Origin of the sequence: Sinorhizobium sp. B11 (assembly GCA_039725955.1) — a bacterium.
Taxonomy (GTDB): domain Bacteria; phylum Pseudomonadota; class Alphaproteobacteria; order Rhizobiales; family Rhizobiaceae; genus Rhizobium.
In genome coordinates this window covers 180199-199291 of the sequence record CP091035.1, presented here as the reverse complement: position 1 = coordinate 199291, position 19093 = coordinate 180199, and the positions used below count along the sequence as shown (strand labels likewise).

The 19093-nt window shown below is 62.3% G+C and carries 14 protein-coding genes; 1 reads left to right on the top strand and 13 read right to left on the bottom strand.

Annotated elements, in window-relative coordinates; genetic code table 11:
• Positions 1–41: 41 nt before the first annotated feature.
• The 5 genes from glgB to LVY75_33990 all read right to left on the bottom strand — a co-directional run bounded on the left by glgB (position 42) and on the right by LVY75_33990 (position 9750).
• Positions 42–2276 carry a 1,4-alpha-glucan branching protein GlgB gene (gene glgB, locus LVY75_34010; GenBank protein XAZ26295.1) on the bottom strand — a complete coding sequence of 745 codons (2235 nt, stop codon included), beginning with the start codon at positions 2274–2276 and terminating at the stop codon, positions 42–44.
• Complete coding sequence (treS, locus tag LVY75_34005; GenBank protein XAZ26294.1) at positions 2273–5566, bottom strand: maltose alpha-D-glucosyltransferase; 3294 nt, start codon at positions 5564–5566, stop codon at positions 2273–2275. Before treS ends, glgB begins: the two co-directional genes overlap by 4 nt.
• Position 5567: 1 nt before the next feature.
• Complete coding sequence (locus tag LVY75_34000; protein ID XAZ26293.1) at positions 5568–8774, bottom strand: alpha-1,4-glucan--maltose-1-phosphate maltosyltransferase; 3207 nt, start codon at positions 8772–8774, stop codon at positions 5568–5570.
• 160 nt (positions 8775–8934) lie between these two features.
• Positions 8935–9342, bottom strand: a complete 408-nt coding sequence (locus tag LVY75_33995; protein XAZ26292.1) for a response regulator — start codon at positions 9340–9342, stop codon at positions 8935–8937.
• A 123-nt stretch (positions 9343–9465) separates the two neighbouring features.
• Entirely contained in the window at positions 9466–9750 is a 285-nt protein-coding gene (locus LVY75_33990) for a hypothetical protein (GenBank protein ID XAZ26291.1), read from the bottom strand.
• A 211-nt stretch (positions 9751–9961) separates the two neighbouring features.
• On the opposite strand from LVY75_33990, the gene LVY75_33985 reads away from it, so the two are divergent.
• Entirely contained in the window at positions 9962–10243 is a 282-nt protein-coding gene (locus LVY75_33985; GenBank protein ID XAZ26290.1) for a hypothetical protein, read from the top strand.
• Between the two features lie 13 nt (positions 10244–10256).
• Here LVY75_33985 and LVY75_33980 read toward each other — a convergent pair whose 3' ends face one another.
• From LVY75_33980 to LVY75_33945, 8 genes are all read right to left on the bottom strand, one after another.
• Positions 10257–10634: a response regulator gene (locus LVY75_33980; protein ID XAZ26289.1), complete on the bottom strand. Its 378-nt coding sequence runs from the start codon at positions 10632–10634 to the stop codon at positions 10257–10259.
• A gap of 309 nt (positions 10635–10943) precedes the next feature.
• Positions 10944–11804 carry an alpha/beta hydrolase gene (locus LVY75_33975; protein ID XAZ26288.1) on the bottom strand — a complete coding sequence of 287 codons (861 nt, stop codon included), beginning with the start codon at positions 11802–11804 and terminating at the stop codon, positions 10944–10946.
• Complete coding sequence (locus LVY75_33970; GenBank protein XAZ26287.1) at positions 11804–12085, bottom strand: hypothetical protein; 282 nt, start codon at positions 12083–12085, stop codon at positions 11804–11806. Before LVY75_33970 ends, LVY75_33975 begins: the two co-directional genes overlap by 1 nt.
• A gap of 77 nt (positions 12086–12162) precedes the next feature.
• Positions 12163–12426, bottom strand: a complete 264-nt coding sequence (locus LVY75_33965; protein XAZ26286.1) for a hypothetical protein — start codon at positions 12424–12426, stop codon at positions 12163–12165.
• A gap of 105 nt (positions 12427–12531) precedes the next feature.
• The gene (locus LVY75_33960; GenBank protein XAZ26285.1) at positions 12532–12897 is read right to left on the bottom strand and encodes a VOC family protein; all 366 of its coding nucleotides are present in this window, start codon (positions 12895–12897) and stop codon (positions 12532–12534) included.
• Between the two features lie 116 nt (positions 12898–13013).
• Positions 13014–16280: an error-prone DNA polymerase gene (locus LVY75_33955; protein ID XAZ26284.1), complete on the bottom strand. Its 3267-nt coding sequence runs from the start codon at positions 16278–16280 to the stop codon at positions 13014–13016.
• Positions 16277–17791: a DNA polymerase Y family protein gene (locus tag LVY75_33950; GenBank protein ID XAZ26283.1), complete on the bottom strand. Its 1515-nt coding sequence runs from the start codon at positions 17789–17791 to the stop codon at positions 16277–16279. Before LVY75_33950 ends, LVY75_33955 begins: the two co-directional genes overlap by 4 nt.
• Complete coding sequence (locus LVY75_33945) at positions 17712–18467, bottom strand: ImuA family protein (GenBank protein XAZ26282.1); 756 nt, start codon at positions 18465–18467, stop codon at positions 17712–17714. The genes LVY75_33950 and LVY75_33945 overlap by 80 nt, the downstream gene beginning before the upstream one ends.
• Positions 18468–19093: the final 626 nt, after the last annotated feature.

Here is a 19093-nt window from a genome sequence, read left to right as displayed (position 1 = left end):
CAGGCGGCTCGCAGCCGCAACGACGGTGTCCCTGGCCCAGGTCAACCAGGTGCCTGGCCGGCGGGGGTCTTCTCATGCAGAAAAATCATTGTCGACAGTCCCGGCAGATCGAGACGGACCGACTGGTTGCGCCCGTGTGCGCCGATCTCTTCGCTGTGGCGGTCGCCGCTGCCCGTGCCGGTGCCTGCATAGATCGATGCGTCCGTATCGAGGATCTTTCGCCAATGGCCGGCAAAGGAGACGCCGAGCCGGTAATCCGGGCGGGGAACCGGCGTGAAGTTCGACACGACGAGGGCTGCCTGGCGGCGCTCGCGGTCATAGCGCAGCATGGCAAGAACCGAATTATGCGCGTCGTCGGCGACGGCCCACTCGAAACCGGAGGGCTCGCTGTCGCCATAGTGCAGGCAGGCGAAATGGCCGTAGATGCGGTTGAGGTCGCGCACCAGCCGTTGCAGGCCGGCATGGGCGGGATCATCGATCAGATCCCATTCTACCGATGCGTCGTGGCTCCATTCCGATCTCTGGCCGATCTCGCATCCCATGAAGAGGAGCTTCTTGCCGGGATGGCCCCACATGAAACCGAAGAGCGCGCGCAGATTGGCCATTTTCTGCCATTCGTCGCCCGGCATCTTGGCGAGCAACGATCCTTTGCCGTGAACGACCTCGTCGTGGGAAAAGGGCAGGATGAAATGCTCGCTATAGGCATAGATCATCCCGAATGTCATCGAGCCATGGTGATATTGGCGATAGACGGGATCGTCCGACATGTAATGGAGCGTGTCATGCATCCAGCCCATGTTCCATTTCATGTCGAAGCCGAGCCCGCCTTCCTCCGGCGAGCGGGTAATGTTGGGAAAGGCCGTCGATTCCTCCGCTATCGTCAGCGCATGCGGAAATCGTTCGTGCACGATGCTGTTCAGATGCTTGAAGAACTCGATCGCCTCGAGGTTTTCGCGCCCGCCGTAACGATTGGGAATCCATTGGCCCTCGGACCGGCTATAGTCGCGGTAGAGCATGGAGGCGACCGCATCCACGCGCAGTCCGTCGATGTGATAGTGCTCGAGCCATTCCAGGGCGCTGGCGATCAGGAAGCCTTTGACCTCGTTGCGGCCGAGATTGTAGATCAGCGTGTTCCAGTCCTGGTGGAAACCTTCGCGCGGATCTTCATGCTCGTAGAGTGCGGTTCCGTCGAACCGTGCCAGTCCCCAGGCGTCGGTCGGAAAATGCGCCGGGACCCAGTCGAGAATGACGCCGATCCCTGCGCCATGGCAGCGGTCGACGAAATAGGCGAAATCCTCCGGCGTGCCGTGGCGGCCGGTCGGCGCAAACAGGCCAAGTGGCTGATAGCCCCAGGACCCGCCGAAGGGATGCTCCATGATCGGCAGGAGCTCTATATGAGTGAAGCCCATGTCTCGCACATAGGGAATGAGCCGCTGCGACAGCTCGACCCAGTTCAGCATGCGCGCGCCATCGCTCATGTCGCGCAGCCACGAGCCGGCATGCACCTCGTAGACGCTGATCGCCTCGGCCCGTTTGTCGACGGCGCGCCGCCCCTCCATCCAGGCCGCGTCTGACCAGTCGAAGGGATCGGTGGAGGCAACCACGGAGGCAGTCGAAGGAGCCGGCTCGGCCGCCCTCGCCACCGGATCGGCCTTCTGGGGCAGGAGATTGCCGTGCTGATCGAGGATTTCGAACTTGTAGCGCTCGCCGACGGTCAGATGCGGGATGAAGATCTCCCAGACACCGGCCTGGGGCCGCAATCGCATCGGATTGCGCCGACCATCCCAGCTGTTGAAGTCGCCGACCACGGAGACACGCCGCGCATTTGGCGCCCATACGGCAAAACGCACGCCTGCAATATCGTCGATCGTCATCGGAATGGCGCCGAGCGCGCGCGTCAGGTTGTAATGCGTGCCTTCGCCGACGAGATGAAGATCGAGGTCGCCGAGCAAGGGACCGAACCTGTAGGGGTCGTCGGTCAGCTGGAGCGCGTCGGGCCAGCGCACCCGCAGACCGTAGGAAGAAGGCTCCGGGATGATTGCGCCAAACAGGCCGGCCGGATGGACGAGCTCGGCAGACGCGAGATGCAAACCGGTCTCGCGCGCAACGAGCTCGACGGAGGACGCGCCGGGCAGGAACAGCCGGACACTATATCGACCGTCCGCGCACCGATGCGGGCCGAGGATGGAAAACGGATCGCCATGGCGTCCCTCGGCGAGGGCCTGGACCGCATCCGGCTCCACACCGAAGAAGATGTCGGCGAAGTCTGTCGTCATGAGCGGCTCTCCGAGAGGCGGGTCAGGATATTGGCAAAACCGTTCAACGGGATCGGCAGCCATTTGGGACGATTGCGCGCTTCGTAGGCGATCTCGTAGGCCGCCTTCTCAAGCAGGAAAATGTCGAGGACCTTCCTGATGTCGCCGGCCGAGTTGGGCAGGTCCGCAGACAGCGACAGTGCCTCGCTATAGGCCTTGAGAAAGACCTCTTCGGCTGTCGCGCCGAAGCGGGTGATGACTTCGCGCCGGCGGGTGTCGTGATGATCGGAGATCGCGTCATTTTCGAGCATGGCGGTCGCCGTCAGGTAATCGAGCGAACGCAAGAGCCCGGCCGCATCGCGCAGCGGACTGGTCTTGGCCCGCCGTTCGGCAAGATTGCGGGCAGGTTCTCCTTCGAAATCGATGATGACGGCGTCGCCTTCCGTCACCAGGATCTGGCCGAGATGGAAATCGCCGTGCGCGCGGGTGAGCAAGGTTCCTATGGCTTGCTCGGCAAGCGTGCCTGCCTGCGCGACGATTGCCTCCTGTTGTTCAAGAAGCGATGTCACCCTCGCCCCCATGCCCTCGTCCACCTCCGCGCCAAGATCGGCAAGCTTGGAGAAGGCATAGGCGATTTCGCCGGTAACGGATTTGCGAATGGTTTCGACATCTGCCGCACCTGCCCGACGTGGCGAAAAGGCCTCGTCTGTTGATGGCTGGGCAAGCAGGACATGCAGTTCGCCCAGCCGCTCCCCGACCATGGAAACGAAACTGAGCAGCGGTCGCAGCTCCTCGTCAGCTGCCTCGACGGGGGCTTCCGTCATGACGATCTCATCGGCGACGCGCCTGAGATTGGACAGCATCCAGTTCCAGGCATCCCCCTGGTTGCGAATAGCGCCCTGGACGATGATCAGGGTCGAACGCCGGCCTTCGCCATCGGTGCGCACCACCTCGCCAAGCAATGGCGCAGTATGCTGATAGCCGTGCTGCGTCAGATAGCGGGTCATTTCGACTTCGGGATGAATGCCGATGAATATGTGCCTTATCAGTTTGATCATCGCCGCGTCGCCGACGATCAGCGAGCTGTTGGATTGCTCTGCCGAGAGCCAGTGGATCGGCATATCGTCGGATAGAGCCAGGCCGTCGAGCTGGTCGGTGCCGATGAACTCGATCTGGCCCGTGCGGCCGCTGACGACCGAGCGGTCGCGCAAGCCGCGCAGGATGCCGCGCGCCATCGTCTCGACGGCAAAACCATCAGTGAGGAAGCCGACGCGTCGCCCCTGCCTGATGCGCGCAAGCGACAGCTGCTGGCCGAGCACGTTCGGCGGCGTGTCGTCCCACTCGGCGGCAAGCGGCAGCTGGTAGCTTTCGACATGGTCGGGAAGGACCGCCTCGAGCTCGCCAAGAACGACCCCCTCGGCAAAGGGTATGGGTGTCGCCGATACCAGGCGGGCTTCCTGAAGCGGCTGATCCTTGGCGCCGAACCAGCGCCGCTTCGACAGATAGGCCGGCAGGACGTCGCGGCTGAGCATGGAAGCATGCTGGGGCTGTTCGACGAGTTCGGTGAGGCTGCGCCGCACGACGACCGTCACGAAGTCGGCCAGCTGCTCGGGCGGCGCAGTGCGCCAGGCCGGACCGTCGGCTTCCTTGTTGAGCTGGAACCAGAAGAAGCCATAGGGCGGCAGGGTCAGGAGATAGGTGAGCTGTCCGATCGGCGGAAAGGGCGACATGCCGGTGAGTTCGATCGGAATGCGGCCTTCGAAGGCCGACAGATCGAGTTCGACGGCCTGGGGAAGGCGCGACAGGTTGGCAACGCACAATATGACCTCGTCGCCGTGCTCGCGCAGGTAAGCAAGGATGCGGCGGTTGCTCGGCGTCAGGAAACGCAGCGAACCGCGCCCGAAAGCGCTGTGCCGGCCGCGCAGCGCCAGCATGCGCCGCGTCCAGTTCAACAGCGAATGGGCATCGGCGACCTGGGCCTCGACGTTGAGCGCCTCGAAACCGTAGAGCGGATCGGCGACCGGCGGCAGGACGAGGCGGGCCGGGTCTGCCCGCGAAAAGCCGCCGTTGCGGTCGGGCGACCATTGCATCGGCGTGCGCACCCCGTCCCGATCGCCGAGATAGATGTTGTCGCCCATGCCGATCTCGTCGCCGTAATAGACGACAGGCGTGCCGGGCATCGACAGGAGCAGGCCGTTCATCAGTTCGATGCGCCGCCGGTCGCGCTCCATCAGTGGCGCCAGGCGTCGGCGGATGCCGAGATTGATCCGCGCCCGCTTGTCGGAGGCGTAGGTCTCCCAGAGATAGTCACGCTCGGCATCAGTCACCATTTCGAGCGTCAGCTCGTCATGATTTCTCAGGAAGATCGCCCATTGGCAGGTGTCGGGAATATCGGGGGTCTGACGCATGATGTCGGTGATCGGGAAGCGGTCCTCCTTGGCAATCGCCATGTACATGCGCGGCATCAGCGGGAAGTGGAAGGCCATGTGGCATTCGTCGCCGTCACCGAAATATTCGCGCGTATCCTCCGGCCATTGATTGGCCTCGGCAAGCAGCATGACGCCCGGATGGGTGGCATCGAGGGCAGCACGGATCTGCTTGAGGATCGCATGCGTCTCCGGCAGGTTTTCGTTGTTGGTGCCCTCACGTTCGACGAGATAGGGGATCGCATCGAGCCTGAAGCCGTCAATGCCGGTTTCCAGCCAGAAGCGCATGATGTCGATGAGCTCCTCCATCACCTTCGGATTGTCGAAGTTGAGATCGGGCTGGTGAGAATAGAAGCGGTGCCAGTAATAGGCGCCGGCGACGGCGTCGAAGGTCCAGTTCGATTTTTCGGTGTCGAGGAAGATGATGCGGGTCTCCGGGAACTTCTGGTCATTGTCGGACCAGACGTAGAAATCGCGCTCGGGGCTGCCGGCCGGGGCCTGGCGGGCGCGCTGGAACCAGGGATGCTGGTCGGATGTGTGGTTGATGACAAGCTCGATGATCACCTTGATATTGCGCTCGTGGGCGGCTGCGACGAACCTGCGGAAATCCTCGATGGTTCCGTAATCCGGGCTGACGCTGCGATAGTCGGCAATGTCATAGCCGTCGTCGCGGCGCGGCGAGGGAAAGAAGGGCAGAAGCCAGATCGCGGTGACGCCAAGGGCAGCGATATGGTCGAGCTTCTGGTAGAGGCCTTCGAAATCGCCGATGCCGTCGCCATTGGCGTCGTAGAAGGACTTGATATGCAATTGGTAGATGATCGCGTCCTTGTACCAGAGCAGGTCCTCGGCGATCGTCTTCTTGTCTTCGATGAAGGCTGTGTCCATTTCAGGCCTCTCCTGCCCTGACCCGCCATATGGCGAATGGCAAAGAGGCCGGGTCCAGCCTGATCGTCTGCCACTTTCCGCTGCGCTTGAAATTCTGGCCGCTGACGAGGTCTTCCAAGGCGAGCGTCGCGCCGTCGCCGAGGCCGAACCGCCAGAGCGGAAACTCGACGTTGCTTTCCTCGATCCCGTGCGGATTGAGATTGACGGCGATCAGCAAGACGTTGTGACGCCCGCTGTCGGCTTTTTCGAAGAACATGACGTTCCTGTTCGACGAGGGAAGAAGCGTCAGCCCGAGATGGGAATGCAGGGCGGCGTTGTCCCGGCGGATGCGGTTGAGCATGGCGATTTCCGCCTTGATATTGCCCGGGCGGTCATAGTCCCAGGCGCGGATCTCGTATTTTTCGCTGTCGGCATATTCCTTGCGCTTGGCGTCAGGCCGTCCCTCGCAGAGCTCGAATCCGTTATAGACGCCCCAGAGGCCAGACAGGGTGGCTGCGAGCGCTGCGCGGATGAGATAGGCCGGGCGCGGCGCGTTCTGCAGGAAATCCGGGTTTATGTCATGGGTGTTGACGAAGAAATGCGGCCGGAAGAATTCGCGCGCCTCGCTCGTGGTGAGTTCGCTCATATACTGTTCGAGCTCCCAGCGCTCGTTGCGCCAGGTAAAATACGTGTAGGATTGCGAAAAGCCGATCTTGGCGAGCCGGTACATGACCTTGGGCCGCGTGAAGGCCTCCGACAGGAAAACGACGTCGGGATGGCGCGCGCGAATGTCGCCGATCAGCCACTCCCAGAATGGAAAAGGCTTGGTGTGAGGATTGTCGACACGAAACAGCCGCACGCCCTCTTCTACCCACATCTCGACCATATCGCGCAGTTCGACCCATAGATCGGGTATCGCGTCCTTGGCATAAAAGTCGACATTGACGATGTCCTCGTATTTCTTCGGCGGGTTTTCGGCATAGCGGATGGTGCCGTCCGGCCGCCAGTCGAACCAGCCGGGATGTTCTTTCAGCCAGGGATGATCGGGAGAGGCCTGGATCGCCAGATCGAGCGCGATTTCCAGACCTGCCTTTCGCGCCTCCTCGACCAGATGCTCGAAATCGTCGAATTCGCCGAGCTCGGGATGAATGGCGTCATGGCCACCGGCCTCCGAGCCGATTGCATAGGGACTGCCCGGATCGCTCGGTGCCGCGCTCAGCGAATTGTTGCGGCCCTTGCGGTTGGTGCGGCCGATCGGATGGATGGGCGGGAAATAGAGGACGTCGAACCCCATGTCGCGAATGGCCGGCAGACGTTGGATCACATCCTCGAACGTGCCGTGACGATTGGGGTCTCCGCTCTGTGAACGCGGGAAGATCTGGTACCAGCTCGCAAATCCAGCCTCGCGCCGCTCCGATTCGACGCCATAGGCGGCGCTGCGCGTTCCAAACGGTCGCCGGTCGGCGCGGGCCATGAGTTCGGCGGTGCGCGGCGCCAGCAGGATCTCGAGCTTGGACATGCCGTCCCGGCGCTCCAGCTCGGCAACAAGTGCGTCGAGTTCCGCCCGCTCCTCGGCAACCATCTCGGCGGCGGGATCGGCTGCGCCAGCGCGGATCAATGCCTCGCCTTCGATCAATTCCAGACGCAGGTCGAGCCTGGCCTCATGTTTCTTGACCAGTTCGTAGCGAAAGATCGCGAAGGGATTTTTCCATGCCTCGACGCAGAACTCGAAGCGGCCAACCCGATCGAGCACGAAGCTTGCCTGCCATCGATCGTTTTCGGCAAGCGTCATGCGTTCCTGGCGCCATTCGACCTCGCCGCGCGGACGGTGGAGAAGGGCTGCCGCCAGAAGGTCGTGCCCATCGGCGAAGATGTCGGCTTCGACGACCACGGTATCGCCGACGATGCGCTTGACCGGGAAGCGGCCCTCATCAACCTGCGGGGCAATCTTTTCGATGGCGATGCGCGCCGACCTCGTGGCCTCGGCAAGCGACAGATCTCCCTGCTCTACCGTGACGGAGGCGCACGCCCGCGTCTGTATGAGGCGCACCTCGCCCGGTTCCAGGCGCTGGCCGGAAGCGCCAGGGTCCACCGGCACGAATGGAGAGACGGCGCGATTGAGGATCGTTTCGGGAAGCAATGCGGATCGACGAAGGTCCCTGTTGACGGCGATCAGTCTCACCGTAGCGGCGGTGCGAAGATCAGCCGCATCGGCCTGCGACAGGATGCTGACCTGGCTCGTGGTATCGCAATTGACGAGCTGCATCGACTGGCTGCTACGGACCGCCATCAGTTCACGCAGTGCGCTCGTCAGATCGAAGGCGCCTTCGGCTCTTATCCTGCGCAGCCCCTCGCCGTGCCCATGCGTCGGATCGAGCGGCAGCCCGGCACCGAATTCAAATCCCATCGGCACAAGAAGGCCATCGCCGATTTCCGCCGCCAGGCGCAGCGCCCGGCGCGAGCGACGCTCGCGGATCTCCCTGCTCTCGGTGCCATGCGCAAGCCGCCTGGCAAAGGGGGCCTCGGGAAAGGCGATCTGCGGTGCGAGCCCATGCTGTAGCCGGTACTCCTCGATAAACCAGCTTTCGCGCAAGTCCCACCAGGCAAGCGAGGTGAAGGTGGCGTTGAACCCGCACTCGCGCAAGCCCTTTCTCAAGGCAAAGTCGGTACCCGGCGTATAGGCAAGAAAACGCGTTGCCGCATTTGCGGCCTTGGCTCCTGCGATCAGCTGCTGCCATTGACCGGCCGCGAGCCTATCGAGGCCGATAGCCCGGTAGCCGCTGATCCCAGCAGCAGTCAGACGTAAAAGCCGCGCCTGCCAAGCCTCGACATCGCCGGATGGGGGCGGCCCCATGAGCGGCATAAGAGGCGATCGTCTCGGATCAAGGGATAGCAGGCGGGCATCGTCGTTTGCGACGCCTGCGCCGATCGCAAGGTCGAGCATGAAGCTGATCCCGCGGCTTTCAGCCTCTTTGGCCAGCCCGGCAAGCGCCTCTTCCGCCGCTCCCTCAATGGCGAGCGCCGGGTCGAGGGTCTCATAATCAACGGTTGAAAACAGGCTCTCTGCCGTCCTTCGAAAGGGCGGGGCCGTCAGGACGGTGTCGAAGCCGAGGAAGGCCGCGTGATCGAAGACCTCCAGCCAGCGGTCCCGGCCAGACAACAAAAGCGGGTTGACATAGTAGATCCGCGAAACGTGAAGGGAAGCGGTCGAAGGGGATGCTGTCGTCATCACTCGGTCTGTCTCCGCGCGTCCGGTCCATGAACGATGTTTGATGGTTGCGGAGATGAACCTTCAAGCGCTTTACTTGTTCCCTGGCGCCGCCTCAGATGATGCGGGCCGGTAAGCACCAAGTTCCGGAATGATAGGCAGCGCCAGGGCCGGCGCCGCGTCAAAGAGCGCGGTAGCGCGTCGACGAAAGAGCGGGGCGCAAGCCTGTCTTGCCGCCGACTTTTTCAAGACGTTCGCTTAGCCTTCGAGCAAGCGCTGCAAAATCATAGGGCTTTGCAAGAAAGGTGGCGCCATCGACGGCCGAGAGGTCGATCACGCGTCCAGAGGTCACGATGAGCGGGACCGAAGGCCTGGTTTTTCTGACGAGAGCGGCGAGATCGAGGCCGCTTAAGCCCCCCGGCATGTCGACATCGGTCACGACCGCGGCGATATCGTCATGCCTGGCGAGCGCTGCCACGGCCTCGAGCACATTCCCACAGTCGATCACCACATGACCCGCCTCGATCAACGCGTCGGCAAGTGAAAAACGGATCAGTGTTTCATCTTCGACGATCAGGACCTTTGCCATTTCCCGCACCTTTCTGTTCAGTCGGGAAGGGAACGCCTGTTGTCGCAAATCGATACAGCCGTCCGCCGTTCCTCTCCTTTTATGGTGAACTGACGGTTAACAGCCGGAAGCAGCGCTTGGTCTTTACCGCGTGGCGCCGAGGATCCATGCCACCGCGGCAGTCATGGCGACAGCTGCGATCGGATTCTTCTTGATGAAGCCGCGCGCGCCCTCGACAAAGGTTTCACGCTCGGCCCCGTCGCTTTTTTGCGGCGCTCCGGCCACCGACGTGATCGAGTGCGATACCGGATCGGAGGCCGGAAACGTGTCCTCCAGCGCCTGGTCGAGCTCGCCCTTGGCCTCCCGCTCCTGCCTGTTGGCCTTGTCGAGTTCATAAGCTTGGACGGCGGGTGATTTGGATTGGCTCATGTCTTTCTCCATTTGTTGGCCGCTTAACGCCGGCAATCCGCCGAAGTTCCGGGCGTCATGGAGAGCCTTCGCCAGCCGTCGGCTCGGTGGATAGGATCGACATGGCCGCTGGCACGGCCCACGCCTCCCCTTTGCCGGCGCCTTGAGGGAAATGCGTGGAACGGTGCGCGCCAATCCGCGTTCATCGATTAACTGATCAGGAGAATTGACCATGACATTCACGACCTATGTTGCATCGCCGACCTTTTGCCCCGACGCAGCTTCGCGCAGGACAAACCTGAAGCAATGTCTTGATGTTGCCCGCCGGCGTCTCGAGGAGACCTGCGGGGCGAGCGAGACAGAAAAGAGCGCCGCGCTGGTCGCCTCCGCCGTTTCTGCCGGGTGGGAGGAAAACGAAGTCAGGGATCTTCTGCAGGGGTCGTCTTCGGGTTTTGCGCCAGAGCCTGGTCAGCAGCCAAGGCCGATCGGCCTGGTTCCTTCCTCTTCGCTATGAGGATAGAGCTTCTTCAATCAGAGTGGCCATAGACGAGCGTCCGGATCAGAGCGACAAGCTGGCGGATCTCATAGGGCTTTGCGATGTAACGAACGGCCCCTGGCAAATCGCCGGGCCGTAAGGGGCGATCTCCCGACATCAGCACGACTTTCTTGTCTGGCCACGTCCGGACAACTTCTCTGGAAAGAGCAAAGCCGTCGATCGCTCCCGGCATCCTGATGTCGGAGACCACGACATCGATATCGTTGTCTTCGTTCAGGTGCCTGAGAGCGTCTGCGCCATTCATCGCCTCGATCGTCGTAAAACCTGCGTCCTGAAGCTCTGTCGACAATGCCATGCGGACCATGATTTCGTCATCGACGATCAGGACGACAATGCGTTGCTCGTGCATATCGTCTCCCTGCGGTTAAAAAGGACATGGCGCGGAAGTCACGACTGTCCATAACGCCTGTCTGCATGGCTGCCCCGATCTCGATGCGCGGCTGTCGGCCAGTCACCCGGACGTGCCGATTGCGCGAACCATCCGGGCCTGAGGAAGCTTATGCAGGTCCGAAGATCGAGGCGAAAGGAGACAGGCGACGGGTGAGGACAGGCAAGCGCGAGGCCAAGACGGCGGGAAGTGGAGCATTGTCTGATACGACAACACCGTCAGGCCGGGATCCGGTTGAGACCGGCCACGTGACGTCGCGTCGCGGCGATCTCAGGCGATGAAATCGGCAATCGCGCGGGCCAAAGCTGCCGGATTTTCCTCGGCGACATGATGGCCGCTGTCGATTCCAAACCCATGCACGTGGCGTGCCCAACGGCGCCAGATGGCAACCGGATTTCCGTAGATCTGTTCAAGGTCGTCCCGGAGCGACCACAGACATAAGGTCGGTGCTTCCACCAGACGTTTACTGTCGCGGTCCTGGCGCTCATGCACGTGGTCGATGCGAATACCGGCTCGATAATCCTCGATCATGCCATGGACGACCGCCGGGTCGCTGAGGGCGGCGACCAGATCTTGGTAGGCGGCGGGTCCCATGCGATCGGGAGCGACCTGATCGTACCATGCAAGTGGATCAGCGTTGATGGCGCGTTCCGGCTTGTCCGGCTGCGCAAAGAAGAACCAGTGATACCAATCCCTGGCAAAGCACCAGTCGGCACGCTCCAGATGTTCGAGCACCGGCAGCCCGTCGATGATGATGAGCTTGCTGACGGCGTCATGATGATCGAGTGCCATCCGGAAGGCCGTCAGGCTGCCGCGGTCATGGCCGGCGACCACGAAGCGTTCGTGGCCAAGCCTGTTCATCATGTCGACAAGCGCTTCGGCCTTGGCTTTCTTTGACGAGAAACGGCTGTCGGGTGCATCGGCAGGCAGGTAGGAGCGCCCAAAACCCGGCAGGTCCGGGCAGACGAGCCTGACGGAGGAAGCAAGCAGGTCCGCCACGCCGCCCCATGTCATGTGGGTGCGCGGATGACCATGGAGCAGCAACAGCACCGTATCACCCGATCCCCCGTGCCTGACGCGGATCGTCCCGTATCGCGTTTGCACGAAATCCAGCGCGAAGCCGTCAAACATCACGTCAGCCTGCCGATCTGTGCTGCATAGTCGGCAAAGGTGAAGCGTTCGCCCCGTTCGTGCGTCTGGTTGGCAAGACGCAGAAGGTGGATCGGAAACAGGATCGCGTTCTGGTTGGCCTCCGACAGATGGTGACTGTCATCGCCTTCGACAGCGTCTTTTGCCTGCGCCAGGGCCGCGTCTATTGCCTCGTGGCTGAGCAGTTGCTTTTCGGCGAGCGCCTGGCACAGCGCTGCAAGAGCCATCACCATGCCTTCCAATTGAAGATTTGCTGTATTCACGGGAACTCCTGTCCGATAACGGGTCCTGTGCGGAGCGGGCTTGTCCGTCACAATGGCGGCCGAATGGCACTGCCAGATCAGGCCCCGTCAGCCGATCTCGCCTGCGCCATCTTGGGAATTTCCTCGAGCAGCAGCCGGAATTCGGCGATCGGAACCCTGTTTTCGTCGAAAAGCTCGACCGAGATCATGTTGAGCGGCGCTTCCGGCAGGCCCTCGCACGCCATTTCGGCAAGCGCCAGCCGTGCCTCCTTCTTGGCTTCTTCGAGGCTTGGAAACTCATGGGCAAGTTCGGTCGGTTCCGGGCTCGTACGGTCGATGACCTGAAAGAAGAATTTCGGCATTTGCACCTCCTTGCCCGAAAACATCAAGCCGGTCTCTTTGTTCCAGCAAAGGGCAGCCGAGGAGATTCGGCTTTAGAGAACGAGAGGCCCGGTGCCGAAAAGGATCTAGCGCCGATGGAAGACGGCTTCGATATTGTTGCCGTCCGGATCGAGCACGAAGGCCGCATAATAGCCGGGATGGTAGTCGCGAAAGCCGGGCGCGCCATTGTCTGTTCCACCCGCATCGAGGGCTGCTGCGTAAAAGCGGTCCACCTCCTGCTGGTCGCCAGCCCGAAATGCAAAATGGACCCTGGAGACCTGTCCGTCGGCCGTGTCCACCCACAATGGATCGCAGGCAAAATGCCTGTCGCTGTGCGAGGTGAACGTCCGGCCGAGGGCAGCAAGCGCCGCACGATAGAAACGACGACTGGCCTCAAGGTCGGCCACGCGCAGATGAAGGTGGTCGATCAGGTCGCTGTGGGGATCGGTCATGGTTGTAGCTCCGTTGGGACGAGATTGGGGACATGTCCCGGATCGTGATGGCGTCAATAGCGCGTGGCCGGCGCATGTTCCTGCTCTTGCGGGCAACCGGGCGACAAATCCCGATCTCAGTGGAAGTTTCGGCTTTTGACCTTCAGGCTGTCGATATGCAGATCCGGGATGAAGATGTCGCGGGCCTTGATTGCAGTTGCCGGCGGTTCGCGCGTATCGGGTCGTCCGGGCGAACCATGCGCAAATTCGTCTCCCCTGCCCGTCGCCGGTCGGAATTCGAGATCCTGATCGGCAAGGCCTTTCAAACAGGCGGAGAGGTCAAAAAGCTCCTGGGCGACGAGATGGACGACGTCGCCCTCCCGCTGGATGCGTCCGTTGATCGCCATCATCGAGGCGCCGAGCGCAATCGGCCGCGAGCGTTCGAAGAGCGTCGGCCAGATGACGACATTGGCAACGCCCGTCTCATCTTCGATCGTCAGGAAGATGACGCCCTTTGCCGATCCGGGCCGCTGGCGCACCAGCACCAGTCCCGCCGCCATCAGCCAGCGGCCGTCCCGCCCCGACATTGCCTCTGCGCAGGTGACGATGCGACGCTTCGCGAGGTCCTGGCGAAGGAATGTGACGGGATGAGCGCGAAGCGTCAGTCCGGTATGTCCGTAGTCCAGAACCACATTATGGCCCTGTGTCATCTGCCGCAGTTCGACATCCGGCTCCTGTTGCTCGGCAACGGTCCTCGTCTCGCGAATTCCTGCAGCGGCAAACAGGGGCAACGGTTCGTCTCTCAGCGCCTTGATCGCCCAGAGCGCGTCACGGCGTTCCAGTCCGAGCGACGGCCCGAAGGCGTCTGCCTCGGCGAGCTCGACTAGCGAGGCAGCCGGGATGCCGGCGCGCCGCCACATGTCGTCGACGCTCTCGAAAGGCTGGTCGGCGCGCGCGGCCACAATCCGGGCCGCATCCGCCGTCGCCAGGCCGCGGACCATGCGCATGCCGAGCCGAACTGCAAACCGATCGTTTCGCCCATCAATCGGTTCCAGCGTGCAATCCCATCGCGAGCGGTTGACGCAGACGGGCAGCACGGTAACGCCGTGCTGGCGCGCATCGCGCACGATCTGCGCCGGCGCGTAAAAGCCCATCGGCTGGCTGTTCAGCAGTGCGGCGCAGAAGACGTCGGGGTGATGGCATTTCATCCAGTTCGAGGCATATGCGATCAATGCAAAACTGGCGGCATGGCTTTCCGGAAAGCCATAGGATCCGAAGCCTTCGAGCTGGCCAAAGGTCTTTTCGGCAAATTCGGGCGTATAGCCGTTGCCGATCATGCCCGATATCAGCTTGTTCTTGAAGCGGCTGACGCCGCCGGTGAACTTGAAGGTCGCCATGCTTTTTCTGAGCTGGTCGGCCTCACCGCCGGTAAAGCCGGCACAGACCATGGCGACCTTCATGGCGCTTTCCTGGAAGAGCGGCACGCCAAGCGTCTTGCGCAGGACCGTTTCGAGTTCCGATGTCGGGTAATCCGGCTTTTCCTTGCCCTCCCGCCGTCTCAGATAGGGGTGGACCATGTCGCCCTGGATCGGGCCCGGGCGGACGATCGCCACCTGGATGACGAGATCGTAGAAGGTTTCCGGCTTGAGGCGCGGCAGCATCGACATCTGCGCCCGGCTCTCGATCTGGAACGTTCCAAGCGTGTCCGCCTTCTGGATCATGGCATAGGTCGCCGGATCTTCATGAGGGATGTCGGCAAGACCAAGGTCGATGTTCTTTGCCTCGCGCAGGAAGGCGAAGCTCTTGGCCATGCAGGTCAGCATGCCGAGCGCCAGAACATCGACCTTCATGAATTTCAACGCCTCGACATCGTCCTTGTCCCATTCGATTACCTGCCGGTCGACCATCGAGGCCGGTTCGATCGGGACGAGATCGTCGAGCCGGTCATGGGTGAGCACGAAGCCACCAGGATGCTGGCCGAGATGGCGCGGCGCGCCCATCAGCTGCTGTGCAAGCTGGAGGGTCAAGGCTAGGCGGCGATCCTCCGGGTTGAGGTTGAGCTCCCTGACCTGCTTTTCGCCGACCACCTCGCTCCAGGCCCAGACGCCCGACGACAGCGCCTTGATCAGGTCTTCGGGCAGGCCGAGCGCCTTGCCGACGTCGCGGATGGCGCCCTTCGTGCGGTAGCGCGTGACCGTGGCGCAGAGTGCCGCCTTGTGATGCCCGTAGGTCTTGTAGATCCACTGGATGACCTCCTCGCGCCGCTCGTGCTCGAAGTCGACGTCTATGTCGGGTGGCTCGTCGCGCTCCTTGCTGACGAAGCGCTCGAACAACAGATCGTTTGTGTCGGGATCGACGCTGGTGATGCCGAGGATATAGCAGATGGCGCTGTTGGCGGCCGACCCCCTCCCCTGGCAGAGGATATTCTGGCTGCGGGCGTAGCGCACGATCGAAAAGATCGTCAGGAAATACGGCGCGTAGTGCATCTCCCTGATGAGATCGAGCTCGTGGCGGATCGACCGCAGCACCTTTTGCGGCAATCCTTCGGGATAGCGCGTTGGAATATGTTGCCAGACGTAATGCTCGAGCGATTGCTGGGCATCCATGCCGGCAACGATTGCCTCCTGCGGATATTGATAGGTCAGTTCCTCCATCGAGAAGGTGCAGCGCGCGACGATCTCCGCGGTGCGAGCAAGTGCTTGAGGGTAACGCCCGAATAGTCGCTGCATTTCCTCCGGCGGCTTCAGGTAACGGTCGGCATGGCGCTCGCGCTCGAAGCCGACATCGTCGATCGTCGTGCGATTGCGGATGCAGGTTACCACGTCCTGCAGCTGACGGCGGGACGGTTCATGGAACAGCACGTCATTGGTGACGACGGTGCGGACCTTGTAGCGGGCCGCCATGGCGGAAATCTCGTGCAGGCGCAGCTGGTCGTTCGGACGGCGGCGGAGACTGAGAGACACATAGGCCCGGTCCTGGAATATCTCGGCCATCTTTCTCAGCCGGACGGCGCAGGTCTCGTCGGCGAGATCCGGCACCAGAATGCCGATCAGCCCTTCTGCATAAAGGGCGACGTCGTCGAGGCTCAGGATGCACTTGGCTTTCCCGCCCCTGCTCTTTCCAAGCGTCAGCAATCGCGTCAGTCGCTGATAGGCAGCGCGGTCGGTCGGATAGGCCAGGATCGACATGCCGTCGCTCAGATCGAGACGGCAGCCGACGACGAGGCGAAGTCCTGTGGCGCGCGATGCCTCCAGCGCCCGAACGATCCCTGCCAGCGAATTTCGGTCGGTTATGCCAAGCGCCGCCATGCCCATCGCCTTGGCCCGCGCAAACAATTCGTCGGGCGAGGAGGCCCCTCGCAGGAAGGAAAAATGTGTCGTGACCTGAAGCTCGACATAGGTCATGAGAAAGTCCCGTGCAGGAACCAGCGATGCGATCCGGTCTCGGGGTCGACACCGTCGCCGGCGCGATAGATCCAGTAGCGTTCGCCATTTTCGTCGGCGACTGTGAAATAGTCGCGCACGGCGAGCCATTCGGACGATCGCTGCCACCATTCTCCGAAGATGCGCTCAGGCCCGTCGGCCTGTTTGACACGGTAGCGCTTGCCACGCCAGGTAAACCAGACGGGAGGACGATCCGGCATGAGGGCCATGACCTCGATCATTTCCGGGCGATCGAGCAACCGGACCGGACGCGGCCAGATCAGCGGCCAGTTCTGCCCCTGCTCTTCTGCGACCGCCGAGATGGCTTTCAGCGATCGTTCGGCAACATCGCTTGCTACCGGTGCCAGCCGGTAGACCCGAAATTTTCCGCGATTGCCGAGAATATCGACGAAGGCGGCGATGTCGACCTTGTCATCGTCGATCAGGCTGGAGGCGATCTGCCGGTCTTCCAGCGGCTCGACGAGCGTCGCGGCAAGCGAGAGCTTTTCGATGCCGAAGCCCGGCTCGATGCGCTCGATCCGGTCGTGAAGAAGCTTCGTCAGCCAGGCAACGTCGCGCACTGGCTTGGCGGTACCGGCTCGCAGCGCCTGGACGCTATTGTCGACCCGGTGGACGATGAGATCGGCGCGGCGTACACCAAGACCCTTTTCCTGAAGACCATGACAGAGCCTGCGCACCAGACCGGCGACATATTTGGCGATCGTCTCCGGCGCACCGATCGGTTCTGCGAAGGACCTGGAGACTTCGACCCATTCGGGCGCGCGAAGCGGATCGATAGGTTCTGCCAACCGGCCAAACATCTGGTCGAGCCTGCGGACGATTTCGGGCCCGAAGCGCTGCGTCAGCGGTGCCCTTGGCGTTGCCGCAAGCTCGCCGACGGTTCGAAACCCAAGGACGCCCAGGCCGGTGATGATCTCCGTGTCGAGACGAAGCGATGAGATCGGCAGATCGATGACGGCGTCGACCGTCTGGCCTTTGGCGACCACCCGTGTCTCTTGCGCGATCGTGCGCGCCAATGCGTGGGCCGCTCCCCAGCTGTCGGCAACGACGGCGCGCGCCGGCAGGCCCTTGGCGCGGAAGCTGTTGACGAGGCGTGACAGCATCGGCCCTTCCCCGCCCTGCAGATGGTCGGCCCCTTCGGTATCCATGACGATGCCGTCAGGCGGGTCGACCGCAACGATTGGCGAATATTGAGAGAGCGCCCACCGGGTGATGCGCTCCAGAGCAGCTCGATCAGCGCAAGGATCGGCATCGACCATGACGAGACCCTGCACCAGCGCCTGGGCCTTGGCCGCCGGCATGCCGCTTCGCAGGCCTAGCCTTGCGGCGTTGGCATCGACGGCCGACAGCCACCGCTTCGAACCGCTGCGCGCGACGACGACGAGCGGCGCCTCAGCCGGAATGGACGGATCGGCGCGTCTGATGCGATCCGTCGGCAGCGTCGGAAGAAATACGGAGACGACCCTGACCATCACATGCCTCGAGGATGAATTCTGCACTTTCGCCGGCCTTGATCCGGATCAGCTCGACATGCCAGCGCGTCCTGCCGATGCCGGGAACCGGAAGCGGCTCCGACGGCAGGACCGATATGCGCCAGCGCGAGACGGCAGCCGTCGGGCGCCCGAACTCGCCGGCCTCGGCCGGACGGCGCCAGCGCCGGATGACGAGGCCGAGCGCACCGGAGGCTTCGGCGGCCAGTTGAAGGCGCCGCGACGCGACCATAGGCAGGCGCGCCGTCTCGGCGACGACGGCGCCGAGCCCGCCGAAGCGCAGGGCCTCCTCGCAGGCTTCAAGCACATAGTCCTCGCGGATTGCCTCGACATAGATGACCCGGTCCGGATGCAGACCGGTCTGCGCCAGCGCAGGAGCAAAAAGGTCCGCTCGCGCCAGACACCAGACGACGATGCCGTGCGTGCGGGCAGCGATGCCGGCGGCAAAAAGCGCAGCTGCCGCCCCATTGACGGCGCCGGCCCCACCGCCGGCAAATTCATGGATTGCACCATAGGCGAGTCCGCCGCCTGGTAGCGTTTCGTCGATCTCGCTGACGCCGAAGGGAAGGACGTTTTTGGGACGGGCAGCCATTCCATCAAGGTGCTGAATGCGCGCCCGAAGCTCAGAAATCACAGAGTTTGCATTAGGGCGAGCCATGTCCGGTCTTCATCAAGGTTTGCATGAGTGCAGAAAGCAGATATGTTCTTTATTTGTTCCCAAATCGAATGTGAGTCAACGCGCATGTTCTCGAACCGGATTTCGACAGGATGTGTTGTCCACATTGTCGTGAGGATAATAAGTCAACGAACGCAGCCAAATACGGACAATGGATGGACCGAAAAAAAACATCGACACGTGCCACCGATGAGCTGACGCTGCGCGTCGTCCGGCAGCCTTCCATCACGGTCGCCTGCCACATCTGCAATCGTCACGGCGCTTTTAACCGACAGGCTCTGATCAAGCGGCATGGCGCTGGCCTGACTTTTGACGCATTGCGCCGACGCGTGGCGATGGGATGTGCAAGGATGCACGAACCGGACGGCATCGACCGTTGCGGAACCCATTTTCCCGGCTTGACCTCCGCCGCATCGGCTAAGGAGGCTTAGTCGATCCTCTCCGCTGCTTTGACCTAGGCTGAGGGAATGACACTCGCAACGTTGTCCGCGGACAACATTGTGCCGGGCTAAACGAAGATCTCCGCCGCCTTGTTGGTGAGGATGATCGCCGCTGCGCATCCACATGCCGTCGATCCAACGCCGACAAGTCGTCCGACGCTGTTCTAA